At 44.9% G+C, this 25,923-nt stretch carries 21 protein-coding genes and 2 riboswitches; of the genes, 8 read left to right on the top strand and 13 right to left on the bottom strand.

The genetic code is table 11. The features are described from left to right. Positions 1 to 428: 428 nt before the first annotated feature. The gene (locus EDI28_RS03510; RefSeq protein WP_128782429.1) at positions 429 to 1,343 is read left to right on the top strand and encodes a BrxR family transcriptional regulator; all 915 of its coding nucleotides are present in this window, start codon (positions 429 to 431) and stop codon (positions 1,341 to 1,343) included. A gap of 134 nt (positions 1,344 to 1,477) precedes the next feature. Here EDI28_RS03510 and EDI28_RS03505 read toward each other — a convergent pair whose 3' ends face one another. The 6 genes from EDI28_RS03505 to EDI28_RS03480 form a co-directional block, all read right to left on the bottom strand. Beyond that, on the bottom strand, positions 1,478 to 1,807 hold the full coding sequence (locus EDI28_RS03505) for a hypothetical protein (protein ID WP_128782428.1): 330 nt from the start codon (positions 1,805 to 1,807) through the stop codon (positions 1,478 to 1,480). A gap of 131 nt (positions 1,808 to 1,938) precedes the next feature. Next, positions 1,939 to 2,424, bottom strand: coding sequence for a hypothetical protein (locus tag EDI28_RS03500; protein ID WP_233353259.1), 486 nt, complete (start codon positions 2,422 to 2,424; stop codon positions 1,939 to 1,941). Positions 2,425 to 2,494: 70 nt separating this feature from the next. Further along, positions 2,495 to 3,097, bottom strand: a complete 603-nt coding sequence (locus tag EDI28_RS03495) for a beta-phosphoglucomutase family hydrolase (protein ID WP_128782427.1) — start codon at positions 3,095 to 3,097, stop codon at positions 2,495 to 2,497. Positions 3,098 to 3,271: 174 nt separating this feature from the next. Next, positions 3,272 to 4,078, bottom strand: a complete 807-nt coding sequence (locus EDI28_RS03490) for a transporter substrate-binding domain-containing protein (RefSeq protein ID WP_128782426.1) — start codon at positions 4,076 to 4,078, stop codon at positions 3,272 to 3,274. Between the two features lie 196 nt (positions 4,079 to 4,274). Beyond that, the gene (locus EDI28_RS03485) at positions 4,275 to 5,402 is read right to left on the bottom strand and encodes a J domain-containing protein (protein WP_128782425.1); all 1,128 of its coding nucleotides are present in this window, start codon (positions 5,400 to 5,402) and stop codon (positions 4,275 to 4,277) included. A 238-nt stretch (positions 5,403 to 5,640) separates the two neighbouring features. Then, positions 5,641 to 6,348: a helix-turn-helix transcriptional regulator gene (locus EDI28_RS03480; protein ID WP_128782424.1), complete on the bottom strand. Its 708-nt coding sequence runs from the start codon at positions 6,346 to 6,348 to the stop codon at positions 5,641 to 5,643. 562 nt (positions 6,349 to 6,910) lie between these two features. Next, a riboswitch (glycine riboswitch) is annotated at positions 6,911 to 7,036 on the top strand. 32 nt (positions 7,037 to 7,068) lie between these two features. Beyond that, positions 7,069 to 7,185: riboswitch (glycine riboswitch) on the top strand. 94 nt (positions 7,186 to 7,279) lie between these two features. Between EDI28_RS03480 and EDI28_RS03475 the strand changes: the two genes are divergently transcribed. Then, positions 7,280 to 8,656: an alanine/glycine:cation symporter family protein gene (locus EDI28_RS03475; RefSeq protein ID WP_128782423.1), complete on the top strand. Its 1,377-nt coding sequence runs from the start codon at positions 7,280 to 7,282 to the stop codon at positions 8,654 to 8,656. 92 nt (positions 8,657 to 8,748) lie between these two features. Here EDI28_RS03475 and EDI28_RS03470 read toward each other — a convergent pair whose 3' ends face one another. Beyond that, a complete protein-coding gene (locus EDI28_RS03470; protein WP_128782422.1) occupies positions 8,749 to 9,162 on the bottom strand; it encodes an ester cyclase in 414 nt (137 codons plus the stop codon). A gap of 157 nt (positions 9,163 to 9,319) precedes the next feature. Next, a complete protein-coding gene (locus EDI28_RS03465) occupies positions 9,320 to 9,976 on the bottom strand; it encodes an HAD hydrolase-like protein (RefSeq protein ID WP_128782421.1) in 657 nt (218 codons plus the stop codon). Between the two features lie 409 nt (positions 9,977 to 10,385). Between EDI28_RS03465 and EDI28_RS03460 the strand changes: the two genes are divergently transcribed. Next, complete coding sequence (locus EDI28_RS03460) at positions 10,386 to 10,685, top strand: high-potential iron-sulfur protein (protein ID WP_128782420.1); 300 nt, start codon at positions 10,386 to 10,388, stop codon at positions 10,683 to 10,685. 83 nt (positions 10,686 to 10,768) lie between these two features. Here the strand turns inward: EDI28_RS03460 and yegD are convergent, their stop codons facing one another. Continuing rightward, on the bottom strand, positions 10,769 to 12,121 hold the full coding sequence (yegD, locus tag EDI28_RS03455) for a molecular chaperone (protein ID WP_128782419.1): 1,353 nt from the start codon (positions 12,119 to 12,121) through the stop codon (positions 10,769 to 10,771). A gap of 197 nt (positions 12,122 to 12,318) precedes the next feature. Between yegD and EDI28_RS03450 the strand changes: the two genes are divergently transcribed. The 4 genes from EDI28_RS03450 (at position 12,319) to EDI28_RS03435 (ending at position 18,811) form a co-directional block, all read left to right on the top strand. Continuing rightward, positions 12,319 to 12,936, top strand: coding sequence for a thioredoxin domain-containing protein (locus EDI28_RS03450; RefSeq protein ID WP_128782418.1), 618 nt, complete (start codon positions 12,319 to 12,321; stop codon positions 12,934 to 12,936). Positions 12,937 to 13,424: 488 nt separating this feature from the next. After that, positions 13,425 to 15,575, top strand: coding sequence for an adenosylcobalamin-dependent ribonucleoside-diphosphate reductase (locus EDI28_RS03445; protein ID WP_128782417.1), 2,151 nt, complete (start codon positions 13,425 to 13,427; stop codon positions 15,573 to 15,575). Between the two features lie 23 nt (positions 15,576 to 15,598). Then, positions 15,599 to 16,285 (top strand): TSCPD domain-containing protein, encoded by a 687-nt coding sequence (locus EDI28_RS03440; RefSeq protein ID WP_128782416.1) that lies wholly within the window; start codon positions 15,599 to 15,601, stop codon positions 16,283 to 16,285. Between the two features lie 867 nt (positions 16,286 to 17,152). Further along, on the top strand, positions 17,153 to 18,811 hold the full coding sequence (locus EDI28_RS03435; protein ID WP_128782415.1) for a putative transporter: 1,659 nt from the start codon (positions 17,153 to 17,155) through the stop codon (positions 18,809 to 18,811). Between the two features lie 68 nt (positions 18,812 to 18,879). Here EDI28_RS03435 and astA read toward each other — a convergent pair whose 3' ends face one another. Further along, on the bottom strand, positions 18,880 to 19,896 hold the full coding sequence (gene astA / locus EDI28_RS03430; RefSeq protein WP_128782414.1) for an arginine N-succinyltransferase: 1,017 nt from the start codon (positions 19,894 to 19,896) through the stop codon (positions 18,880 to 18,882). Positions 19,897 to 20,273: 377 nt separating this feature from the next. Between astA and EDI28_RS03425 the strand changes: the two genes are divergently transcribed. After that, a complete protein-coding gene (locus EDI28_RS03425) occupies positions 20,274 to 21,962 on the top strand; it encodes a methyl-accepting chemotaxis protein (RefSeq protein ID WP_128782413.1) in 1,689 nt (562 codons plus the stop codon). 297 nt (positions 21,963 to 22,259) lie between these two features. On the opposite strand, the gene EDI28_RS03420 is transcribed toward EDI28_RS03425, so the two are convergent. The 3 genes from EDI28_RS03420 to EDI28_RS03410 form a co-directional block, all read right to left on the bottom strand. After that, complete coding sequence (locus EDI28_RS03420) at positions 22,260 to 23,135, bottom strand: AraC family transcriptional regulator (protein ID WP_128782412.1); 876 nt, start codon at positions 23,133 to 23,135, stop codon at positions 22,260 to 22,262. Positions 23,136 to 23,204: 69 nt separating this feature from the next. Then, positions 23,205 to 24,488 (bottom strand): Na+/H+ antiporter NhaC family protein, encoded by a 1,284-nt coding sequence (locus EDI28_RS03415; RefSeq protein ID WP_233353258.1) that lies wholly within the window; start codon positions 24,486 to 24,488, stop codon positions 23,205 to 23,207. Between the two features lie 181 nt (positions 24,489 to 24,669). Beyond that, complete coding sequence (locus tag EDI28_RS03410; RefSeq protein ID WP_128782410.1) at positions 24,670 to 25,590, bottom strand: NmrA family NAD(P)-binding protein; 921 nt, start codon at positions 25,588 to 25,590, stop codon at positions 24,670 to 24,672. Between the last annotated feature and the right edge of the window lie 333 nt (positions 25,591 to 25,923).

Raw genomic sequence — 25,923 nt, 5'->3', positions numbered from 1 at the left:
TGTCTACATATCACACTGTTTGTTTACGTCGTACAGCAATGAATCTCATTCGCCAGCACATTTTCCATATTTACAGCAGTATTTCACTACTCATCTGACTTTTATCTCAAATACTTCGACGGCATCGACTGCGATTATCCAACTGACGACACGACCTGTACGCTCACAATGCAACTGAACTCACAAAGAGTCGCTGCATAATATCTACTGATTGTGAGTATGTAAAGCACCCAATTTGAACTGCCGTTGATTTGAATATCTATGCAGCCATACATCAAGGAGAAATTATAAGCATTTGATAATCTGCACAAATTAGAAAATTCGCGTTCATCATCACCTAAGAAAAATGATGAATGGTGGTTTCAGGTCTTGCTTCTACTTATTTTCGCGATATATTAGTCTGCATATGGAATACTGGATAAATAACCATGTCTTTACATCAAAACGATCACATTGCGGATATAACAAAGAAGCTGGACGCTATCGGTTCGGCCCAGCGCGAACGGCTTGCTTTCATCGACTTTGCACTCTATTTCCTGGGTGAGCTAACCCGCAAAGATTTGATTGATCGCTTTGCTGTCGGACACGCGGCAACCACACGAGACTTTGCTTTATACAAAGAGATTGCACCAGACAACCTAAAGCTGGACATGCGTTCGAAGAAATATTACAAGCAGCCGGCATTCAAGCCGTTGTTTAATCTGGACCTGAAAAAAACACTCGCCACTGTATCACTTGGTTATGGTGATGGCTTTTCAGGTTTCCAGGAGTTTCCAATCAGCTGCGAATCACCGGAACCGCTTACCATTCCGAAAACGGCCATTATGGCGGTACTGTGCGAAGGGATTTATCGAAACAAAGCGGTCGAGGTGGAGTACATATCAACCTCTAGCGGAAAAGGTACCCGTGAAATCGTGCCACACAGCTTGGTAGATTCGGGGAACCGCTGGCATGTGCGTTCCTTTGATCGCAAGAATGCACGGTTTATGGATGTTATCTGTAACCGAGCCGTTTCAGCGCGTATTCTCGACGATTCCCCAAGCAGCCATGAGCAAGCGGGCGAAGATCGCCAGTGGCAAAAATTTATTGAACTTGAGCTGATCCCCCACCCTCATCAAGAGAATCCAGAGGCGATTGAGCTTGATTACGAGATGAAAGGCGGCAAAAAAGTCATCGAAGCCCGAGCTGCACTTGCAGGCTATCTATTGCGCAAATGGGAAGTCGATTGCAGCAAAGAAAGGCACTTGCACAAATGTGTCGGTTACCAACTGGCATTGGCCAACCCGCAGGCGCTCTATCAAGTCAATAGTGCCCAGCTGGCACCGGGCTATGAAGTTAATTGAGTTCAATTGAGCAGACCGGAGTAATGCAAGGGTTTACGTTGGATGTTTCGATCAAAAACGCCCTGTTTGTTTACACTGACAAACAGGGCGATTTAATTCATTTTGAAGCGACAAGTAAGCAGTCCCAATGTTACCTATTTAGGGATATTAAAGCTTTTCTCATCCTTGCAGGTAAATGTGTAGTAGTTACTGCGCTCGTTAAATACAGAGAAACCTTTGCCATAGCAATATGCACCGTTTAACTCGTTCATATAGGCTAATGTTTCTTTGTCCTTCACCAGGAAATAACTGTCATTGTCACAAATTACCCTAATCTTGCCATCATCGCCCTGAGAGTATGTTTTTACTTTGGCGCCACACAACGTGAAGCTCAAATCAACATATTCATCGGCACGCTCGTCCACTGATTGTGAACAGCCAGCAAGAAGCAATGGTAGTAAAATAATGCTCAGTAATGGTTTCAAAGGAAATCCTTGACAAATAAAGTTTTATTATCACTGTAATAGCAATATTATGCTGAATTATAGCACTAACTGCAATACACTTCAGAGAGTGATAATGCTTACTTTGTCGATATACTTCGAAGAACTTCCATTCACCGTTTTTTCTTGCGCGGTTTCTCATCAATGCGACGACGATGCCAGATAGAGTAATGCCGTAAACCCGCAGGCCCATGAGCAATCAACACCGACATCAATAAGATTGTGATAAACAACATCGGTTTATGTTGGGGAATAATAAAGAACGAGCCTAGCAACGTCAGCTTAACAAGAGTGAGCACACCTTTAAGCTGAATCAGCCATAGCTTTGATCGACTGATTTCCAGTGTCATCAAAATAACACCTGTAACCATTGCCAAAATCCACCAGTTGAGCCATAACTCACGCTCTACCCCATACAGGATACCGCCAGCAGAGCCTGAAATACCCAAAATATGCAGGGCTCTAACCCCTGTTTTACTTAAGCGCTGGATCCAAAATCGGGTCTCCGAAATAGGATATTGCTCTTTCGAGCTTAGGCTTTGCTTGGAATGCTTTTTTGCGGAGTGTACTTGTTCCAGTTCTGCTGCAGATTTCTTCATGTTGCCATCAGGGTATTCATTCAATGCAAGGAAGAATACCCTTTCTACACACAGGTGTAATCTGATTCTTTTAGTGATTATTCGCTTTCGTTAAAGTTGTGATCTCGCCATCAACCACCAGCACACAATCCATTCCGGCGGCCAGTGCGGCCGTTTTTCCCAACTCCGTATCTTCAAATACCAAACAGTGCTGTGGCTCCAGCCCAATCCGCATCGCGGCCTGAAGGAATGTATCTGGGTTGGGTTTGTGATTATCGACATCGTCGGCTGTAACCAGTGCATCAAGCAATGGTAAAATTCTCGCTTCATCAAGTAACGGCAACGCATTCATCTGGCGACACCCGGTACCGACTGCAATTTTCTTTGACGGTTTGTTATCGACAAGAATTTGATATGTTGAGGGGATCACACCGCCTTTGAAGTCCAACGTCTCAAAGAACTCACTTTTAGTGTTGGCCAAACGCTTGGTATCTAAATTCTGATGGTAGCGATGGTTAATCGCCTGCGCCGTCTTGATGGTAGGCATACCACCTAAGCTATAAAACCACTTTTCATCGAACGGAATCTCATATAACTCGCATGTTTTCTTCCATGCCTGTACATGGGCTGGCATTGAATCTATCAATGTACCGTCCATGTCGAAGATTAGTCCTTGATAGGCTGATAAGTCCATACTGCTCCTTATGTTAATGAATTCAAAAGCTATATTTTGATTTCAAGCTTTTGATCTTCCCTGAAACCTATCAAACCACCATGTCATTTTTATTACACATGTTCAACTGTGTAACTCACCAAACACTATCTATTACAATAAGCAATCGTTTCAATAACAATCTAGCGCTATCAATTAGCGGATATCAAGCTTAACCAGCCCCCACTTTCTGGCAATACGATCAAAAAAGCCCTGAGTTTTCTTTAACTCAATCCAATGATTAATGTAGTTAATCCAAATCTGATCTTCCTTTGGGAGTAACATGGCCACAGGTGTCGGACGTCGCATGCCTTTCACTTTGGCAACCGTAAGCTGGGGAAATCGATTCGTTATGGTGGCAGCTTCAATATTCGATGTCACAATCACCGTCGACTTATTGGCCAGCAATTGCTGATAACCACGAACCGGGGCCTGAATAACATTATGGCGGGCGTTGGGAAACAGCTCTTTTACCATCGATTCCTGAACCGTCCCCTTGGCCGATGTGATAGTGACAGTGCTGGAATTAAAATCACTCCACTTACGAAATCGTTTGAAGTTCTGTTTTTGAATAACCGGTACAAAGGCCAAATTAAAATAAGGCTGACTATATCCCGCTACTCGTGCTCGCTTCATATTTAAAGCCGCACTGCCTGTCATATCATATTTATTGGTAACAACACCGCTGACCAACGCCTTCCAGTCAGTTGCAACATATTCAACGGTAACACCAAGATCTTTTGCCAGCTCGGTGGTGATATCTATGTCAAAACCTTTGTAAAAGTTCGTGGCCGGATCACGGATGGTCATTGGATTCCAATCACCCGTAGTGCCGACTCGAAGCACTCCACGATCAATAATTTGCTGTAAGCGACTGGGGGCTGCGAAGGAGGGACTAGAAAACACCGACACCAAAACAACAACTACAATGATAATACTCTTCAGGGCGTACAACGCTCTCATAGATACCTCTCCCCCAATATACCTGCATACACAAGTGTGTACGTTTAAAGATAGCAGTTATTTATCCATGCATTTCGCAAAGAAGTGATATGGGGGATTATGGCGGTTGCCGAACACAAAGCGAAAATTGAAGGCTTCCTAGGCGATCTATAACCAGATCAAGCAAATAAAAAGGCACAATCTTGTGCCTTTTTTATTAAAATGTACAAATCTGCTCTAGGCGTTGGTATGCATCAGCAAACCCTTCGTTCGGGAAATACTCCCTGTTAATCAGTAAGCTCTTGCTCTCTGCCCAGTTACCGGCAAATGAACCATTGCCATAGGGAATATTATAAACGAGAAAATGACGCTCCTTGCGGTCGAAAATCAAATTTGCTGCCAGTCGCCCCGAGCGAAGATTTGAATTGCGGTAGTACTGAAATTTTGTATCGCAGCCTTTAACAATATAGGAGCCCTTCTCACTGCGTACAGCAATGTAAGGATGATTCTTGTCTTCAAAATACCGAAGCTGCCATACACCGACTGTTCGCTCTAGCAGGATGCGCTGGACGGGCTGAGGCTTATCGGGGGCCGCACTCACTGTCAGCACAGCAGGTTGGTCTGGTGATTGGAGGTTATCATCCGGGTGGCTATTTAAAATCGTGACCCTAACCTCTGGTTCCGGCTGTGGCTCGTCAAACAACGCCAAGATAGCAAGCCAAGGCTCTCTGCCTAAAGTAAATAGCAAACCAACAATAAGCATCGGTACCATTAACATGAAACCAATACGACGTAGATTAATTCCACCAATCGCTTTTATCTGACTGATGACCTTGGGAGATATCTCACCCAATGGTGAAGATACATCTTCCCTATCAGGTACGGCAGATACCGTTCTATTGGTATCGCTCAATTTCCAACGCGCTTCATCAAGCTGTTTAGTCAATCGTCGATTCTCTCGGCGCAACCATTTCAGCTCATCTTCCGAGGCGCCCATATAACGCTCGCTTTCCTCGGCTAATAACCTGTTTTTCTGGAGTTCAAGCTTATACTGCCGATCAAGTTCTTCGTTAGCGCGCTTGAGAGCCAGACAATCACGTTCAAGCTGTTGTAATTTCTGCTTGTCACTTTCTGGAGTGGCACTTTTGGAATAGACAGTGCGAACGGCTTCTTCATGTCCCTTGCCCTGACTTATCTTGTCATAAGCTTGAACAAGCAATTGCATGATCGCTTTTGAACCGCCTTTATCGGGATGAAGCCGACTTGATAGTAACTTATAGCGACGCTTTATATCAGCGCCTGACGTGTTTTTATCTGTGCCTAAAATATCGTGAAAAGATGTCATTCTATCTGCAGATGCCGTTAACTACTTATTGTCTGCGCTATATCGCGCACGTCCTGATCAGTGTGCCGCTTATCTTGAACCATATGCAGTTAATATAGTATAAATGCATCAATGTGAACTAATAATATACAGGCATGCAAACCGTATGTAATTTGTTATCGGCAGATTTCTGTTAACTTGATACCTCTAGTGTATAAATTTGATTAAAAACAAAAATATAATTCTCTACTCAAACGCTTTAGGTATTGAGATTGTGCTTTCTCATCCTAAATTCTCCCGGTGAGCACCCCATATGCTTCTTAAATACACGAGAGAAATAAGACACGTCTTTAAAACCAGCCGAATTAGCAACCTGAGAGATTTTTTCCCTATCAGAGCTCAGTAGACCGCAGGCTAAATCAAGCCGCTTTTTAATGATGTATTGCTTTAACGTCACTCCCATTATGCTGTGGAACAACCGGGAAAAATACGTCGGCGAGTAATGACAGGCATTGGCGAGATCTTCCTCGCGCAGTGGCGCACTTATATTTTCATCAATAATCCTCAATGCAGGTCTAATCGAAAGCTCACGGTGCTCAAGTCCTGTATCTACATCACTCTCCACATGGTGGGTATGCAAACGACTAAAACACTCATCAAGCTCTTGCCTCGTCGCACTGGCTTCAATCACATCTTCCCCACCGGCCCGAAGTACATTCAGCGCCAAATTGGCATCTAGGCTGTGATACACAACAACAACCTTAGCTAGCGGAAAACGGGTTTTGATAGATCGCAATAGCTCAAAACCTTCCGATGATGAATCAACAACTTCGAGGAAAATTAATTCCTGTCCTGTCATTGTCGAAAGTAACTCAAAAGGCGAAACATCAACGACGCTATGTGATAACTTAAGATTCTCTCTGGCATCTGCCAATTTGTCATAATGACTGCAACTAACCCAAATCACAAATTCACCTTACTACTAGTGTCATAAGTACATACAAAAACTCTGTATGATGTGGTGAAACACTCCTTGTCGATGAATGCATAAGCCTTTATAAGAATTGTTATGAAAGCAACGTCAAAAAATTGACTTGCTATAAATAATTAACGTTCAGAAACCTAAATAAATCCAGCACACCGCTTTTGTTTCAAATTTAAGCAATAACTTTTAAATTCTATGCTAGCTTAGGTACATCAATGAGTTAGTCGAATGTGATGAGTAAAAATACTTTTCTGATATTACATATGGGAATTAAAATCGTTTTTTAATTTCAATTTATTCTATATTTCCTTCGCCTCTGACTGCCTACAAAATAGTATAGGTGAGCATAAAAAAATAACACTGCAACATTTTAGCCTTCTTTTGGGGTAGGACGAGAGTGGGAAGTAATGTGATTATGGTGCCACTCATTAGTCAACTAAATGTCACGCCTTCATTTCTATAAATGTTTTTATCTTTTTTGTGTGAATTTTTTGCAGACAATCACATTTTTATCATTTAGTATGTCGTTCGAAAATGAGTTCCGATGAAGACAGCAGGAGAGTGGCAAGATACGTTATTGTATCCGCCCGCCGAAGAAGTAAGCAGTTCAACTAACTAGAATCTTTCAGTTATTGAGTTGTAAATCTTTCAGGCACCGCAATGTCAGTTCCTTGAATTGACATTATGGTATGGACTGTTGTTGGAGGAGCCTCTGGAGAGATCCGTTAAATCGGACGCCGAAGGAGCAAACTTTCCCCTATCTGTCTCAGGCAGAAACGGGTGAGTGAAACTCTCAGGCAAAAGGACAGAGGAGATAAGATCAACAGCTCAGAAAAAATCTGTAACCAGCTTTTCTGTAACACCACATTTCTGTTGTTTTTTATCTCTTCCTTTGATGTTTAAGGGGAGAATAATGAATCCACTACACAATTTACTACAAGCTATAGATAACCTTATTTGGGGACCACCCTTACTGATCCTACTGGTTGGTACAGGTCTTTACCTAACCGTTCGCCTTGGGTTTATCCAAATTCGTCACTTACCGCTAGCACTGAGCTATGTGTTCTCAAACAAGAAAAATAGCAATGGCAGCGGAGATGTTTCCAGTTTTGCCGCGCTATGTACTGCCCTTTCGGCCACAATCGGTACCGGTAATATTGTCGGTGTCGCCACTGCAATCAAGCTCGGCGGACCGGGTGCCCTACTCTGGATGTGGCTGGCAGCACTGTTTGGCATGGCAACCAAGTACGGCGAATGCCTACTGGCAGTCAAGTACCGAGATACTGACTCAAATGGCCAGATGATTGGCGGCCCAATGTACTACCTTGAAAAAGGTGTCGGAAGTAAGTGGCTGGCAAAACTCTTCGCTATCTTTGCACTTGGTGTTGCCTGCTTCGGTATTGGTACTTTCCCGCAGGCCAACGCGATTGTCGATGCTGCCTATCTGTCGTTTGAAGCACCACGAGAACTAACCGTGATTATTCTCACCGTGTTAGTAGCAACAGTGACCCTCGGGGGCATCAAGTCTATCGCAAGCGTGGCCAGTAAGGTCGTTCCGATCATGGCTGGTTTCTATATTTTGGCTTGTCTCACCGTGCTGACCACTCAGGCCGAAGCACTGCCTGCGGCGGTCGAACTTGTGATCACCTCTGCTTTTACCGGTCATGCTGCAGCAGGTGGCTTTTTCGGTGCCGGTATTATGCTGGCTATTCAATCAGGTATTGCCCGCGGTGTATTTTCAAATGAATCTGGCCTGGGTAGCGCACCTATGGCTGCCGCTGCGGCAAAAACAGATTCTTGTGTAAAACAAGGCCTGACTTCAATGACAGGTACCTTTTTCGACACCATTATCATTTGTACCATGACGGGGCTAACACTGGTTGTTACCGGAGCATGGCAAAGTGAATATGCCGGTGCTGAAATGACGACATTTGCATTTGCAAGTGGTCTGGACTCAGCTTACTGGGGACCGTTAATGGTGTCTGTGGGGCTTATGTTCTTCGCTTTCACGACGATTCTTGGCTGGAACTATTATGGCGAACGCTGTGTTACCTACCTATTTGGTGTAAAGGCAATCCTTCCATATAAGCTGTTCTTCCTGGTTCTTGTGGCTGGCGGGGCTTTCCTAAAGCTGGATATGATCTGGTTGATTGCAGACATCGTCAATGGGTTAATGGCTGTTCCTAACCTGATAGGCTTGATACTACTGCGGGAAGTGATAGTTACAGAGACTAAGCAGTTCTTTGAGCAACTAAAGCTCTCTCACGCTCAAAGCGCTCAAACTGCCTAAACGTGTAGTTATACAAAAGGCATATTGCTGAAATCACATGAAAGCGGTATCTTCGGATGCCGCTTTTTTCAGTTCTAAACATAAAGACAATGCTAATCGAGATATCGCGTTAGCTGTTGGTACAAATCAAAGCTGCTGTCTTCCAACCAACAGTCAGTAATCTTTCCTTGTTCTCGCTTAAAAAATACCATCCCAGTCATCTTTACATTCTGCTTTCTTGCTGGAATTCTTGCCCAACCGCCGTTATAGGTAGCGCTGCATTGATAGAGAGCAACAGTCTTCTCGCCGTCATTTATCACATCCTTAATAGTAAAATTGACGTTCTTAAAACGCTGGCACCAGATAGTAATAAAATTCAGGTACTCTACATGACTAAGACTTAAAATCCTGCCTCCGGGCAGGTAAAAATTAAAAGGATCAGCAGCATATTCCGCGAGCAAACTTCCATCCGCCCTCCCCCAAACATCTTTAAACCAGCGAACAACCCATTCATTATCATTCATCATGCGCGATATCACTCCAACTGCACTTTCATGCGCTTTCATAAGCAAGATTAGACAAAAAAATGACACTTTGCGTCCATCTTGCTAAATAATGAATGGATAGCCCCTGCCCAGCGGCACAGACTATCAATTTAGGAGTGGAGGTGAGTATTAAGAGCGGTTACTGCAATGCCAACTGAGAAAAAGCTGCCTGATAGTGGACCAAATTGGGAATGTGATGGTGGTGCTGGCCATTATTACCCACCTCAACAAAATCGTAACCCAGCTCTTGAGAAGCATGCTTGTTCCACACGCCATGACCAAACAGAACACGGCGATCGAAAGTGACACCTGAGTCTTGCTTGGCACGAAACGCCGCCAGCGCCATGATTTCAGTTCGGCTCATGGCGTCAGAAGATGAGGCAAATGTCATATTGGTGATATCAATACCCGCTGCACGCAATTTCAGCTTCGCTGCAGATTCCCACCCGCCAGTAGCAATCGCAACATGCGTATCTTCACGACTACGCATTTGCTCAATAAACTCTTTGGCTCCCTGAATTTGACTGACGTCCGTCGGGTGTTTTGCCAAATAATCCCGAATCAATTGCAGATAACGGCTTTCAACTTGTCGGTGGATCAGTGAACGACTAGCAATGATCTGATGCTTAGTAATGATTTCATCAAGTACTCCGGAATCTGTGACATTCTGATATTGGCTCCAATCAGCCTCAATATGAATACCCAGAACATCTTGTACAGCCTGGGTGTAGCATTCTAGATCTACAGTTTCCGAGTCAACCAGAGCGCCATCAATATCGATAAGAAATAAATTCATTTTCTCGACCTTTGTTATTTTCATCGTTGGTAAAGCGGTCATAGCATGCGCTTGTAAATAAGATGTTGCAACAGCATGAGCGCTATAATATGTAATTTTTTTGCTCAGACTCAAACCTTTGACAGTCAAAGACTTAAAGTTGCCGTTACCATGACTGCGTTGTTGGGAAATTGTTAATCTTTGTAATCCATTGCAACCCTGTCTGGGCTTTCCTACCGCCAAACTGTCTTTGGGCTAACTATTTACAACCATTCGCAAAAAGAAAAATGACGGCAGGCTATTTGCCTTCCAAACTTAGGAAGCCAACTTTGTTTGGCTTCGCTGAACACTGATGTGCGGCCTCTCATCTTTAGTAAACAGCGTGAAAATAACTAAAAAGCAATGTCGATTAATACAAGAGGAAGTAGCAATGAATGATCAATCGAGTAGAAGAAGGTTCTTAAAGCTCAGTGTCGCGGGTGTTATCGGGATGACGTTGGGTGGGAAGACACTGGTCAATCCAGCTCAAGCATCAGATCTCCCCCACCTTGAAGAGGATGATGCGCAAGCATCAGCGCTCAAATATACCCATAAATCACCTTATGAGGACAGAAACTGCTCTACTTGTGTCTTGTTACAAGGTGAAAAGGGTGACAGATGGCGTCCATGTCAATTATTCCCAGGGAAGTTAGTCTCTTCCAAAGGCTGGTGTTCAGCCTGGGCTGGCTAATATAAAGGCTCAGAGAAACTAGCTCAAACCGACTAACGATAACAAGCCCGCATATAACGGGCTTATTACTACTAAGCGGCTTGTTAAGCAAAACAATGCTCGGCCCATCTAGCCAAACCAGCGGTAACCGAACCAAAGTAGCTGCCACTGACCACAGGTACATCCGGTAGTTGTTGTTCAATACAAGCTCTTAGAATCGGTGAACGGGCTGTTCCGCCAGTCATGTATACAACATCGGGCTTTATACCACTTTGCTGTATAGCCTCTGTTACGAGTTGGCTCATTTTGACTCTCGGCGACTCAATGGCCGCAGCCATATCTTGCTGCGTGACCGAGACTTCAAGTAGCTCAGACAAACCGTCAAGCTCAACATGGTAAGAAGCTGCATCCGACAAGGCAATCTTGCACTCTTCCGCTTTCCTGACAAGTTGGTAACCCAGCGTCTCATGATAAACCCGCAGTAAATGAAGCAACTTCTCCGGATCTGCTGCATCACGCCGAAGCTGATCAAGCGCTGAAAAGTTGGAGGCACTGTAGAACTCGGTCTGGGCAACGATATTATTGATAGCTATCGGGTTCCAAAACTGACTGATTGGCATATCAATACCTTTATGGGTTTTGCTACCAAGGCCAAGCATTGGCATCAGCTGACGGAATGCAAGATGGATATCCAAATCATTACCACCGACCCGAAGGCCACTGTGGGCGAGCAAACTTGCCTGACGATCCGCTTTCCCCTGCCAGTCCGGCCCCATTTCAATAACAGAGCAGTCTGTCGTACCGCCACCGATATCAACCACCAGCACGGTTTTGTTCTCCGTCAGCGTGCTCTCATATTCAAGACCGGCTGCTACCGGCTCATACTGAAATTCAATATTCTTAAATCCAGCCCGCTTTGCTGCCTGAGTCAGAATCATCTCAGCCTGCTGGTTGGCCCTTTCTCCACCAGTCCCCTGAAAGTTAACCGGGCGACCTATCACTGTACTACTAATCGCCTTGTCCAATGAGCGTTCTGACTGGGTTTTGATGTTACTCATCATGGCGCAGACTAGGTCTTCAAAAAAACTAATTTGAACATCGCGTAAGCCATTTGCACCCAGAAAGGATTTCGGCGACTTAACGTAATACACCTCTTCCGGATCCTCAAGGTATAGGTCAAGCGCAGCCTGGCCAAACAGTAGGTCACCTTTCTCGACAGGAATATCTTCTTCACGGTTAAGAGAAATGGCTCGACGTAGGACTTGCTCCCCAACCTTGTCTCCCGGTGTTACTCCCATATGGCGATATAGGTATTCGCTAACAGCTTCCCGCGTTGGTGCGCAAAGTGTGGATGGTATGTACTGATTGCTATTTTCTAACGATAGCAACTGCGGTTTTCCATGCTCCATCATGGCAACAGAGCAATTCGCGGTTCCGTAATCAAAGCCTATGTACATACTGTTCCTCCACCCAGAAAAAAGCTGGTCATCATACAGAAATTAAATAATTCTTCAAATACTTAAGGATGAATCTAGCAATTGCTCATTAATCACTCTGCAGAGGTAAAACTATGTAAGTTTTGACTAAATACCACGAATTTTTCCAAGCACTCAGCCATAATTAAGGGCAATTATTACTAGATAGTGTCTCAAGCATGTTTAAATCCATAGTCCCTCTATTTATTGCTCTACTTGCTCTTGTCGGTTGCAACGATGCCTCCACTCCGAAAGAAGGCGACAAATACAAAGTTGTCGCTGAGGCTGCCGATGCTGCACCGGTCGTTGAAGTGTTTTCATTGGCTTGCGGCCACTGCCGTAGCATGGAAACGATGTTGCCTGAAATCAAAAAAATCGCCGGCGTTGAAATCGACAAGGTCCACGTAACCTTCAACCAAAGCGCTCAGGTTGCTGCCTATATTTTTTATACCGCGGCAATTCAGACAAACGGGGCGCCTGAACCTGCGTTGATGGAAGCATTATTTGCCTATGTACAAGATACAAGTGACACTGTCACTGAGGAAGAGCGTAAATCCCAGCTGACTGGTATATTCAAAACGTACAACTTGGCGAGCCCTTATGAACTAACTGAAGATCAACACAAGCAAATCTACCAAAAGCTTAGCGAAGCCGAGCAGTTAGTCTCCAGCGCCGAGATTGCATCGGTTCCCGCTTTCTTGGTTCAAGGTAAGTATCTGGTTGAAAGCAGTGCTCATGAAAGTATTGAAGATATGGCAAATACCATCAGCTACCTTTCAAAGCTAGAAAGCAAATAAACCTTCTGCAGCAAAGCCTGATAACCTTAATGACAGCCTCATACGGGGCTGTTTTTGTTTCAGTTAATTATCTCAATCTACATAGAAATTCGATCATTCTTGCGACTACAGTTCAAGTTTGAAGGGGCATCGTAGATTTAGTTGCTGAGCACATCAGAAATAGATAGACAAATCTAGCTCTGACCGAACAACCAATACGTTTACTGTTGCCTTATCCCAGTTCTCCTGCCTCATGAAATTGGTTTTCAAACCATTGCAAAACAACTTTCACACATCTCGATCTTTATACTTAACACTAAACTTACATAGGTAGATAATGTAGCTGTCAAGACTTGAAGATCATCATATATAGTGGTTTGATCTGCCACTTGCCACAACATGTTACGTATACGCTCACTTTTCGTGATATGGATATAAGGCAGTTTTTTATGAATCTGAGTTATATCAATCGTGCTGGAATAAATGACAAACATTAAGGTGCATTCATAATGGCGAAAACCCCAACAGCTTCTGAAGTCTCTCAGGCAATCGATATTGCATACCAGTCTACCTCGATGGAGATCTGGGACAGCAAGTATCGCCTCAAGTCAAAGCATGGAAAAGCTATTGATGTGACGCTTGACGATACCTTCAAACGTGTTGCTCGCGCGTTAGCTGATTTAGAAAAAGATAAAGTCAAAGAATACTGGTACAACGAATTCCTATGGGCTCTTCGTAACGGTGCTATCCCGGCTGGTCGTATTACCTCCAATGCCGGCGCATTCGAACACAAACCCGCAACGTCGACGATTAACTGCACCGTTTCAGGCACTATCCAGGATTCAATGGATGATATTCTCGGCAAGGTTCACGAGGCAGGGCTTACGCTGAAGGCTGGATGTGGTATCGGTTACGACTTCTCTACCCTGCGTCCACGCGGTGCATTCGTATCAGGTGCAGGTGCATACACCTCCGGTCCGCTGTCGTTCATGGATATCTATGACAAGATGTGTTTCACCATCTCGTCTGCCGGTGGCCGCCGCGGCGCACAGATGGGTACGATGGATATTCGTCACCCTGACATTATCGACTTTATCCGCGCCAAGCGTGAAGATGGCCGCCTGCGTCAGTTCAACCTCTCACTGCTCATTACCGAGAAGTTTATCGAAGCGGTTAAACACGATCGTGAGTGGCAACTGATGTTCCCTGTTACGGCAATTGAAGCTAGGCAGGATGGTCTTGACCTCTACAATAACGAATCTATTGTGTGGGCTGACTGGCCGACAAAAGAGGATCTCGTCGAAGACAGCGAAGGTCGAGTTGCATGTAAGGTATTCCGCACCATGCCGGCTCGCAACTTGTGGAACGTCATCATGACGTCAACCTATGACTACGCTGAACCTGGCTTTATCCTGATCGATAAAGTCAACCAAATGAACAACAACTGGTTCTGCGAAGAGATCCGGGCAACCAACCCATGCGGTGAGCAGCCGTTACCGCCTTATGGTGCCTGCCTGTTAGGCTCTGTAAACCTGACCAAGTTTGTCCGTGAACCATTTACGGATAATGCTTGCTTCGACTGGGATGCCTACCGCCGGGTTGTGGCTATTTTCACCCGCATGCTTGATAACGTCGTTGAAATCAACAAGCTTCCGCTCGAAAAGCAGCGCCATGAAATCGAGCACAAACGCCGCCATGGAATGGGCTTCCTGGGGTTAGGCTCTGCAACAACCATGCTGAGGCACAAATACGGCAGTGCTGCTTCTGTCGCTTTCACTGAGCAGATCGCCCAAGAAATGGCAATCACCGGCTGGAAAGAAGCACTTAGCCTGGCCAAAGAGAAAGGCGTAGCACCTGTGATGGACGAAGTATTTGAGATCACCGCTAAAATGATGCGTCTACGTCCGGAAATGGCAGCAGACGGTATCAAGATAGGCGACAAGGTAAAAGGAAAGATACTGCACGCAAAGTACAGCCGTTACATGCAGCAAGTCGCAGAAGTTGAGCCAGAACTCGTAGAGGAGTTGGCCAAGCACGGGGCTCGTTATACTCACCACAGTTCAATTGCACCGACAGGCACAATTTCACTGTCTCTGGCTAACAATGCCAGCAACGGTATCGAACCAAGCTTTGCCCACCACTACACCCGAAATGTGATTGTGACGGGTAAAAAGTCAAAAGAAAGTGTTAATGTTTATAGCTTTGAACTACTTGCCTATCGTGAACTCATCAACGATAAGGCTATGCCGTACAGCACCGAGGAAGAATCCAGACTACCGGAGTATTTCATCACCGCCGATGATATTACCCCAAGCCAACATGTCGACGTTCAGGCTGCTGCACAGCGTTGGATCGACTCTTCTATCTCTAAAACGGCAAACGTACCGACGGACTTCCCGTTTGAAGACTTCAAAGACATTTACATGAATGCCTACGACAAAGGTCTGAAAGGCTGTACTACATTCCGCTTCAACCCTGAAGTATTCCAGGGCGTGTTAGTTAAAGAGCAAGATCTTGAGAACACCACTTACGTGTTCAACTTGGAAGACGGCACAACATTCGAAGCCAAAGGCAACGAAGAGATCGAATATGACGGCGAAACCCATACTGCTGCGAACCTCTATGATGCGCTGAAAGAAGGTTACTACGGTAAATTTTAAGGTCTAAAACAGGTTAAAAAATCATGGTCAAAAAAATTGACAGTAAAATTGTTGGTTTCAAAGTGAAAAACCAAGAGCAAGATGCCCAACCGGAAGCGCCAGCAAAAACTGAAGTTGAAGTTGTGTACATGCATGAAGATATGCCGCGGCCAGAAAAGCTGCTTGGTACAACTTACAAACTAAAAACCCCAGAACATATTTCTGAGCACTCGCTGTTCATTACCCTCAATGATGTTGTTTTGAACGAAGGCACTGAACATGAGGTTCGTCGTCCGTTTGAGGTGTTCATTAACTCCAAAAGCCTTGAGCACTACCAGTGGATTGTTGCCCTGACTCGGATAATGTCAGCCGTATTCCGCAAAGGCGGTGATTGCACCTTCTTGGTAGAAGAGCTGCGTTCAGTTTTCGATCCTCGTGGTGGCTACTGGAACAAAGGCAAATACGTACCTTCTCTGATTGCTGAAATTGGCAACGTCATTGAACAGCACCTAACGGGAATCGGCATGTTGGGAAAACCTGAAGTTGATAAGCACCAGCAGGCCTTTCTTGATGCCAAGAAAGCCGAACTAGCGGCATCTGAAACAAAGGAAGAAGATACCGGCAACTTCCCGCCAAGTGCTACCCTTTGCTATAAGTGCCACGCCAAGGCAGTTATCGTCAAAGATGGCTGCCAGACCTGCCTTAACTGTGGAGACTCCAAGTGCGGCTAACTTGCCCACAGTGATGAAACAGTAATATATAGCTGGAAAGCTAACGGCTCACACTGTTCTACATAGGAATAGTGTGGGCTGTCTATCAACCAAGGTTAATCAGCAGTGCAGATTGCGCCAACACACCCAGAATAAATACTTGTCGTTTCACTTCCTTCGATAAATACTCACGTATACATAAATATTATTTTGTAGAGCCAACTCGCAGAAATAATTTATTTTCATCACTCAAACCCTTTTAATTTTATTATTAAGATGAGCTAACTAAATTATCTAGTTATCTTATGAATATGCTTCGCAAAATTACATCCATCATTGTAATTAACAATTATGATATTAACCAGTTCAACGGACATACACTATCTCTGAAGCACAGAAAACTAATTAAGACCTATTCTCAACATTAGAATTCTTTGTTTAACAATAATCATTTGATGCAGCTATGAGCATTGCTTGCCATGCATTTGTCACACAATTATTACCCATGATTAACAAACACTTATCGTCATAATTCTTTAATCAGGCGCACTGCACACTTTTGCGTATTGGTTGTTAAATCCTTATTTCATTTAAGGTATTACTATTTATCAAGTTAAGGCAACATCCCCAAAGGGCATACTACATCGATAATTCTAATCGTACAAAAATACACAATTCGATTTCTCAATGTGGTATGAAAAAATGAATACGATGAGATTCCACCAGCTGTAGACAATACTCCCTAACCACTCCTTTCGTTATCTGTTACGAAATCAGTCTTTACTGAGTCCATTAGCCTACCCCTGGCGTTACAATACCGTCCCTACGGATTGTTGCCACACACCGAAATAGGTGGATAAAGATTTTTTATTAATCAGGAGACTCACCATGAGTGACATTGCGCTCTCTATCAGCATTCTTGCGCTGGTAGCGGTGCTTGGGCTATGGATTGGGAATTGGCGCATCTATGGCGTTGGTTTAGGGATCGGGGGGGTGCTGTTTGGTGGCATTTTCGTCGGTCACTTTACCGGTACCTGGGGCATCGATCTTGATTCAAACACCCTGCACTTTATTCAGGAGTTTGGACTTATCCTCTTTGTTTATACAATCGGGATTCAGGTCGGGCCGGGCTTCTTCGCTTCCTTGCGAAGCTCGGGGCTTAAGCTTAATGGCTTTGCCGCCCTTGTCGTATTGCTCGGCTGTATTGTGACAATTGCCTTGCACCACCTCTTCGATGTGCCCTTGCCTGTTATTCTTGGCGTCTTTTCCGGCGCGGTCACCAATACACCGTCACTCGGTGCCGGACAGCAAATTCTTTCAGAGCTTGGTGCCCAGGAAGGTATGTTGGATCTTACCGGTATGGGTTATGCCGTTGCCTATCCGTTCGGGATCTGCGGCATCTTGCTAACAATGTGGATCCTCCGCCTCGCCTTTCGCGTCAACGTTGATAAAGAGGCCGATGAGTTCGAAATCCACAACGGCCACAAGAAGGAAAGCCTTCACACCATTAATGTGGCGGTCAAAAACCCCAACCTAAATGGACTGAAACTCAAAGATGTGCCGGCACTCACTGAAGGCGATATAGTGTGCTCGCGTTTAAAGCGCGAAGACCACTTGTACGTCCCGAAGCAAGATACCCATATTGAAACCAATGATCTGCTGCATTTGGTGGGTGATAAAGCCGCTCTCGAAAAAGCACGCTTGGTCATTGGTGAAGAAGTCGATGCTTCTCTATCTACCCGAGGTACGGAACTTCGTGTTCAGCGTCTGGTGGTTACCAACGAGATCGTCCTCGGTAAAAAGATCCGTGATTTGGATTTGAAAGAGAAATACGATGTGGTGGTATCCCGTCTCAACCGTGCCGGTGTCGAGCTGGTTCCGACCAGCCAATCTACCCTGCAGTTTGGGGACATTCTCAATTTGGTTGGCAGACAGGATGCAATAGAAGCGGTTAGTGGCATCGTGGGCAATGCCCATCAGAAACTCCAGCAGGTTCAGATGCTGCCAGTCTTCGTTGGTATCGGCCTTGGCGTATTATTAGGCTCGATCCCTTTTTATCTCCCGGGTTTTCCGGCAGCAATCAAACTTGGCTTGGCTGGCGGACCGCTGATTGTCGCCCTGATCCTCGCCCGTATCGGTAGTATCGGCAAGATGTACTGGTTCATGCCACCGAGTGCCAACCTTGCCCTACGGGAGATCGGCATCGTCCTTTTCCTAGCGGTAGTCGGCTTGAAGTCCGGAGGCGGATTTATCGATACCCTTGTCAACGGTGACGGGTTAAGTTGGATGGGATACGGAATCGTGATCACCGCGGTCCCGTTGATCACAGTTGGTTTCATCGCCCGAATTTTCGGCCAGCTAAATTACCTCACCATTTGCGGAATGTTAGCCGGATCGATGACCGATCCACCGGCTTTGGCCTTTGCCAATGGCCTACACCCAACTAGCGGCGCATCGGCACTATCCTATGCCACTGTCTATCCGCTTGTAATGTGTTTGCGGATCTTATCTCCTCAGCTTCTCGCCATACTCCTCTGGGCGATGTAGCACTCCGGCAAGCCACTCTACCGAGTGGCTTGCCGTTTTTTACCTATCATTCACAAAGCATGACTCGTCTACTGCGCTATCAGCCGGATAGTATCACCGTCAACAACCCGCAGAGCATCTGCCATTTCAGGTGAAATACGCGCAAGGGTACGATCGGTGTTCACATCAACCGTACCTGCAACTGCCCTGAAGTTACGAAACTCAGTATTACTGATCAAATACTCATGCGAGCTGGTATGTTCGCTTACCTCAACTGAACAATGAAACGCCTGGTAGACAGATTTAATATTGACTACATCGCACTCAACTGTCGGGCCTGCATCGAAAATAGCGACATATCCACGATTGGTAAAACCTTCCTTTTCCAGCAGGCGAAGAGCCGGTCGAGTTTTTTCATGCACCTGCCCAATAACCTCCTGCGCTTCGCTACTCAGCAAACTGACATATATTGGCAACTTCGGCATAAGATCAGCGATAAAGCCTTTATGGCCAACGCCCACCAAATAATCGGCATGTGTAAATTCAATCGAAAAGAAATGATCTTTAAGCCACTCCCAAAACGGAGAGTGGCCTTCTTCATCCGAAACCCCGCGCATTTCTGCAAACACCGTTTTAGAAAAACGCTGCGGATACTCGCCCATCATCAAAAAGCGGCATTTAGACAATAGGCGCCCATTGGCCCCCTCGCGCCACTCCGGGCGAAGAAACAAAGTACAAACCTCACTGCACCCTGTGTAGTTATTGCCGAAAGTTAACAGCTCAACGATGTTATGCACCCCCAGCTTACGCGAAGCGTGTACAACTTTACTGATATGGTAACTGTAAAACGGCACATCGAGCCCGACCGTGGCTTCAATGCCTGTGGTACCAACCACTTCTCCTGTTTCAAGATCCTCAGCAACCATCAGGTAACCTTCCGTACCGGGAGAGCTTACCTCTTTGGCAAAGCTCTCTACCGAATGGTGAATTTTTCCTCGGATCAGTTTTTCGTTTACCGGAAGTGAAGTGAATCCATGACCTGATTCTTCCGCACAACGCATAAGCGCCGGATAATCAGCCTCGGTAATAGGACGAATTACTAGCATCGAACATCCCTCCTGATGCAGGTAGCGGCCTCCTGGCCACTATTTTTTGGCGAAGCGCCTTTCATCAACTTACACAACAATAGTCACGAGATATTAACAAGCCAGGCGTTTACGGTCTGTTATGTCCATTGCACATTTATGACACCACAGGCCATCACCAGACCGTATAACCTATCCTTCCACTATTTTTGCCTGCATTTCTTTGCTTTCACTATCAACAAAGCACACTAAATGTGAGCTTCAGCCCACTTCCTATTAACAACAGTATAAATAACGTAACACTCGATAAAGTATTCATCATCATCGCCGACACACTATTTGGGAAGATTGTAAAAACCCAACATTATAATTATGAATGTAGAAGAGTCCGAGTCGTTATGAATAGATTACAGTTGAAGAGCAAACTACTGCTACTGAGCATATTGCCGGTGTTTGTCATTATGAGTGTTGCGATAGGGATTATTGTAACGCTTGAGAATAAAGCCGTTGATGAAGAGGTTATCCTTTATAAAGAACGTCTGATACATGAACGAAAAAGTCAGCTTAAAGATGCTACAACCATCGCCCAGCATGCTGTTGACGGCGTTATAGCAAACAATACCAACCCTAGCGTTGCACTAGATAAAATCCGTGCACTGCTTACTCCCCTTAGGTTTGCAAACGATCGCTCAGGTTACTTTTTTATCTATGATATGAAAGGCACCAATCAGGCGCATGCAACGGCTCCTGCCAATCATAACCAAAACCGACTTAACAACACTGATGTTAACGGTGTCGCCTATATCAAGGGCTTAATCAAGGCGGCCCAGAGCGGCGGCGGGTTTGTTGCCTATAGCTACCCCAAAAGCAGTGGTGGCCAGCCACAACCTAAATTAAGCTATGCTGCCAGTGTTAATGACGGCAAATGGTTTATCGGCACTGGTTTGTATATTGATGATATTGACACCCAGGTCGAAGCTTACCATACCCAGGCAGCAGCAAGCATGGCCGAAAGATTTAAGCTTGTATTGCTAAGCTCTTTGGTACTGGGCGCGCTTTCTATTCTTTGTATCTTGTTCATTGCCAACCGTATGACGCGTCCAGTGCAGAATATGGCGAAGACCCTTAACGAAATTGCCGATGGTGAGGGTGATTTGACCCGCCGTCTGGAAGTTCAGGGACATGACGAAATTGCCCAGCTTGGTGACTCGTTCAACCGCTTTGTTGCCAAGTTACAGGGCATTATCACTCAGGTTTCCGATGTGACCGATAATGTTACTGGTGCGGCCAACAATATTCATGACCAGACTATCCGCCTGACTCAGCAGCTTCAGGAGCACAACAACGAGACTGAACAGGTTGTTACCGCTGTAACTGAAATGAGCTCAGCAGCTAGCGAAGTGGCCATGAATGCCAACGAGGTTTCCACCGCCACCAGCAACGCCAGTGAAGACTCTCATGTTGCTCAGCAGCGTGTTGATACCTCAGTGGTCTCCATCACAGCTCTAGTTGATGAAGTGGACCAAGCGGCTCAGCACATTGATTCTTTGAATCAACAGTCACAAAAAATCGATAACGTTCTGAAGGTCATTGGTGAAATTGCCGAACAAACTAACCTGCTGGCACTGAATGCGGCCATTGAGGCAGCACGAGCTGGTGAACAGGGGCGTGGTTTTGCCGTTGTTGCCGATGAGGTACGCGGGCTTGCTAGCCGTACCCAATCCAGCACCAAAGAAATCAAAGAAATGCTTGATGAGCTCCATACCTTAGTTTCTCAGGCAGTATCGTCAATGACCCATAGCCAATCGACTTGTAGCGAAGCCGTTGGTGCCGCTAATTCGATCACCGAAAGCCTGTCATCTGTTACCGGCGCTGTTGAAGCCATCAATGATATGACCAGCCAGATTGCCACGGCAGCAACCGAGCAAAGCTCAGTCACGGATGAAATTAACCGCAACATGGTGGCAATCCAAGATATCGTTACTGATCTGATCCACTCCAGCAGTAGCTCCGAGCAAGTTGTCAGCGAGCTAAACCACGCCGGAACCGAGCTAAAGCAGCTGGTCGGTCAGTTTAAAACTAGTTAATACCCTCGCCTCGGCTCTATTAATACTTCAACAACGGCTACCTAGGGAAAGGTAGCCGTTTTACTTTCATAAAAAACTAACCTTATTTACATCACTAATTGCTTGCTGATCACAGGTTTCAATACTATTGAGAGCCGCAACTACTTTGTCTTTATTTGATAGGCTATGCGTTTTTCCCCTGCTGAAAGATGGCTTGTGCACGCCGAGCATACAAGCACCGTTGTAGCCAATACGGTAGTTAGTCCTTTTTTCATGTCGTTACCTCTTTACTCTGGGAGGCAAACAAACACCTTGATATTACTTGAGGATAAATTGCTTCTGAAATCGAGAAGGTGTAATTAGAGTATGCTTTTTAAAGTACTTTACAAAGTTACTGGCATCCTCAAACCCTAACTCATAAGCAAGTTGCTGGGTGGGCAATCCGTCTAACACCAACCGCCTCTTTGCCTCCAGAATGGTGTAGGCATCAATCAATTGCTTCGCTGTTTGATTGGTCGCCAATTTACAAATCAGGTTCAACGTTTTATAGGTTGAATGTATTTTATCGGCATAATGCGTGGCATCGCGGGTACGATGAAAATTTTGTTCCAGCAATTCAACAAAACGTGAGAACTTTCCTAGCTGATCTTTGCTTAACCTATCATGGTGATTTTCGGGCATCACACGACGCAACATCAGCGACAGAGATGAAAAAAGAAACATAACAATTAAAGAGTTGGATTCCGGATGCCGCAGCTCTTTGACTATCTCGGCAAGAAGCTGTTGTGTGCTGCTCAATACTTCAGGCGTGGGAACAAAAACGGGCTGATAGGTATCGCCTAAATGAACAGGGCTAAATTCAGGCAATCGCATATTTGCCAAAGCCTGATCGATAAAAGTCTGGGTAAAAAGCAGTACTTTTCCTTTCGGCTTGTGACTAAAATCGAATGCGTGAACCTGGTTCTTTTGGATGGTAATGAATGCACCGGATTGATAAGAGTGACTGACAAAGTCAATCAAATGCTCCCCTTCTCCTTCTTCAATATGAATAAGGAGATAGAAGTTGACACGATGTGGCAAGGTAGGTGTATGGTTTAGAGATTCTTTACGCTGGTAAATCTCTTCTAAGTCAATAACCTCTATTTCACGGTTTGCCGTTTTATTGTGATTAAAACCCACTTCAGGAATATTCATACAACCGAAAACTTCTAATAATTTCGTTAGCTAGAAGTTTAATTTAGCTTAATTAAATACACTACATATTTAACGTCTGGCAAAGAAACCGACCACAAGGTAGAACACGAACGACAACAAAGCCACTGTCAAAGTGTAAGGCAGCTGAGTAGCAAAATGTTTTTCTGGGGAACAATCTGCTGCCGATGACGCGACGATCACTGAGTCTGATATGGGCGAGCTTTGATCGCCAAACACGGCTCCGGATATCATAGCAGCAATCGCAATCGGAACCGCAACACCAATACTAACAGCCAATGAAACAACAATCGGAGTCATGATACTGACAGTCGCGCCCGAACTACCCGTCGAAAATGAAATCAATATACAAAGCACAAATATAGAAACAGGAACAAACGTCAGAGGGAGTTCACTTGAAAAAATACTGGCCAGATATTTCCCCGTGCCAAGCTCGCTTGACACTCGACTTAATGAAAAAGCCAATGTCAAAATGATCACCGCTGGCAACATATCCTTCATACCCTGTATGCACCAATGAATATATTTATCTACAGTTACTTGGTTTAGACGAAAATAAACACCCGAGCCAATCAGTGAGATAAAACCGCTTAAGTACACCGCTGAGCTAATATCGCCTGAGAAAATATCACCATCACCCGTGACGTAAGTAATGATACCGATAGACACTAATAGAATCAAAATTGGTACTAACATGAAAAGGCCACTAGCTTGCGGGTTAGTTTCAGGCAAGTGATTCCGACTCTCATTTTCCGGTTTATTTTTAAGCAGGTCGAAACTATCCTTTTTTTTAAAGGCAAGTAGCGGAACTAGAGCAAGTATAACAATCGTATAGAATTGATACGGCAAAGCACTGAGTACATAACTCATTGGCTGATCTGGCAGAGTACCACTTTCAACCTCAGATGCAATTAGACTGGTAAGAAACACCCCTGCACCACTGAAAGGCATCAACCAGGCCAGAGGGGCACCGGTACAATTTGCCACCAATGCCAGTTTTTCGTTAGAAAGGTCAAACTTATTGAAGAGTGGCCTGCCAATCACACCGACGAGCATCATCGAACCAATACCTTCTAGACACATTAAAAAACCGAAGCCGAACGTCACAAGCTGGGCACTCACCTTCGATTTCACAATATTTCGTTGTTGGGAAAGATAATGGATAAGCGCCTCTACCCCGCCAGATTTTTGCATCACGTTGATAATTGCACCGATCATCAAGATAAAAATCAGACTTTTCACCGCACTTGGTGACTGAAAAGTTTCGGCAATGGCATTGAAACTATCTGCCATACCATTTGATACGCTCTGCGAAAGTAAAATTGAGCCCGTCATGATTCCGGCAAAAATGGCCACATAAACTTGCCGTGTAGTAATCGCAAGCAATATTGATAAACATGAAGGTAATAAAGTTAGCCAGGAGTCCATAACACGACCTGTTCAGAGTAAATCGGTGACAAAAACACAAAGAGATAACCCGGAAGTTATCTCTTCGTCATCAACTTAAATTAGAGGCTCAGCCCTCAAAAACAAATTGGGCGTCGCTCAACACTTCTTCTGGTCGTTTGCAAACATAATCAGGATATAGCTCGCTGGTACGTAAGGTTTGCTCGTTAAATACGGCAAGTTTACCAATCACATAAATAGCGTAATTTATCCCCCAGCGTTCTTTGTCTGTTTCTGAGCCTTTTTTCGCCGTAACCTCATCGCCGGCACTCTCTTTCATAGCACTAATATACTCAGATGAGAAATGCTCATATTCAAACGAATAATCAGGCCAGTTACGCTTAAGCTGAGCCAGCATTTCATGTTGGGAAAGGGCATTGTAATCAACTTGAACGCACATGTTCAGCGTACGATCATCAGTTACCGCCAAGGCAGCAAGGTAGCCGATATCGTCAATATCATGAGTATAAATTGGCAGGTCAAGATCACCAAAGGTGGTGATTTTTCGGAAATAACGCAAGTTCGGCAGAAAGTAATCAAATATTCCACCATTGTAGAATAGCGTCCAGCCTATGCCTGAGTTCATTAACAAATCGTGAAAACGTTTCTTATTATCAAATACTTCACCATCCCCCATTTCAATTGCCTGGGTATGACAACCAAACTCTGTCGGGACAAATCGCTTTACCCCGGCTTTCATTGCAGCGTTCAGCCAAATTGGTTCAGATTGTTCAATGATTGATTTTGAAGCCGGCACACTGGCAACCAAGGTATCAACACCTTGAAGAATATCAGCCATTAGCTCTGTATCGTGCATATCGGCGCAGAATGAAATCTTGGCGCCAAGCTGTTCAAAGTCCGCCAACGTCGTATCTTGTTGCTTCTTACGAGTAATAATTGTGACATCATGCCCTAGCGACAATAAACCTCGCGTCAAAGGCACCCCAACTTGGCCTGCAGCACCAATGACAGCAACGTGTTGTTTTCCCATATCAAGCTCCTTTAGCTTCATAAGATGCAATTTGATAGGAAGGGAAATTCAATCAGTTCAATTCGTTTGAACGAAACCCAGCCTGTCTCTACTGGCTCAATAGTAAATACGCCAAGATTACATTTCATGGTCAGAGCCTGTCTTAAAATGGTAAATATCGAACCTTCAATAGTCACTAGGCGAATCGACGTAACCGTTACACGTAACGGACGACAGCTTTCAATGTGCTTCTATAAAGAGGCTATAACAGGCTTTGGCTTTCGTTTATAAAATACTATTGCCTATACGTATAAGGCTGTTTATTCTCCCAAGATGAATTCCCCGATAACAACG

Origin of the sequence: Photobacterium chitinilyticum, assembly GCF_004104355.1 — a bacterium.
GTDB classification, from domain to species: Bacteria; Pseudomonadota; Gammaproteobacteria; order Enterobacterales; family Vibrionaceae; genus Photobacterium; species Photobacterium chitinilyticum.
This window is presented reverse-complemented; position numbering and strand designations above follow the sequence as displayed.

Excerpts from the sequence above, each read along its gene's own strand:
- EDI28_RS03410 (WP_128782410.1), bottom strand. The coding sequence starts at position 25,590 with ATGGGAAAACAACACGTTGCTGTCATTGGTGCTGCAGGCCAAGTTGGG.
- EDI28_RS03450 (WP_128782418.1), top strand. The coding sequence starts at position 12,319 with ATGTTTAAATCCATAGTCCCTCTATTTATTGCTCTACTTGCTCTTGTC.
- EDI28_RS03425 (WP_128782413.1), top strand. The coding sequence starts at position 20,274 with ATGAATAGATTACAGTTGAAGAGCAAACTACTGCTACTGAGCATATTG.
- astA (WP_128782414.1), bottom strand. The coding sequence starts at position 19,896 with ATGCTAGTAATTCGTCCTATTACCGAGGCTGATTATCCGGCGCTTATG.
- EDI28_RS03460 (WP_128782420.1), top strand. The coding sequence starts at position 10,386 with ATGAATGATCAATCGAGTAGAAGAAGGTTCTTAAAGCTCAGTGTCGCG.
- EDI28_RS03510 (WP_128782429.1), top strand. The coding sequence starts at position 429 with ATGTCTTTACATCAAAACGATCACATTGCGGATATAACAAAGAAGCTG.
- EDI28_RS03490 (WP_128782426.1), bottom strand. The coding sequence starts at position 4,078 with ATGAGAGCGTTGTACGCCCTGAAGAGTATTATCATTGTAGTTGTTGTT.
- EDI28_RS03435 (WP_128782415.1), top strand. The coding sequence starts at position 17,153 with ATGAGTGACATTGCGCTCTCTATCAGCATTCTTGCGCTGGTAGCGGTG.
- EDI28_RS03420 (WP_128782412.1), bottom strand. The coding sequence starts at position 23,135 with ATGAATATTCCTGAAGTGGGTTTTAATCACAATAAAACGGCAAACCGT.
- EDI28_RS03465 (WP_128782421.1), bottom strand. The coding sequence starts at position 9,976 with ATGAATTTATTTCTTATCGATATTGATGGCGCTCTGGTTGACTCGGAA.
- EDI28_RS03440 (WP_128782416.1), top strand. The coding sequence starts at position 15,599 with ATGGTCAAAAAAATTGACAGTAAAATTGTTGGTTTCAAAGTGAAAAAC.
- EDI28_RS03475 (WP_128782423.1), top strand. The coding sequence starts at position 7,280 with ATGAATCCACTACACAATTTACTACAAGCTATAGATAACCTTATTTGG.
- yegD (WP_128782419.1), bottom strand. The coding sequence starts at position 12,121 with ATGTACATAGGCTTTGATTACGGAACCGCGAATTGCTCTGTTGCCATG.
- EDI28_RS03485 (WP_128782425.1), bottom strand. The coding sequence starts at position 5,402 with ATGACATCTTTTCACGATATTTTAGGCACAGATAAAAACACGTCAGGC.
- EDI28_RS03415 (WP_233353258.1), bottom strand. The coding sequence starts at position 24,488 with ATGACGGGCTCAATTTTACTTTCGCAGAGCGTATCAAATGGTATGGCA.
- EDI28_RS03495 (WP_128782427.1), bottom strand. The coding sequence starts at position 3,097 with ATGGACTTATCAGCCTATCAAGGACTAATCTTCGACATGGACGGTACA.
- EDI28_RS03500 (WP_233353259.1), bottom strand. The coding sequence starts at position 2,424 with ATGAAGAAATCTGCAGCAGAACTGGAACAAGTACACTCCGCAAAAAAG.
- EDI28_RS03445 (WP_128782417.1), top strand. The coding sequence starts at position 13,425 with ATGGCGAAAACCCCAACAGCTTCTGAAGTCTCTCAGGCAATCGATATT.
- EDI28_RS03470 (WP_128782422.1), bottom strand. The coding sequence starts at position 9,162 with ATGATGAATGATAATGAATGGGTTGTTCGCTGGTTTAAAGATGTTTGG.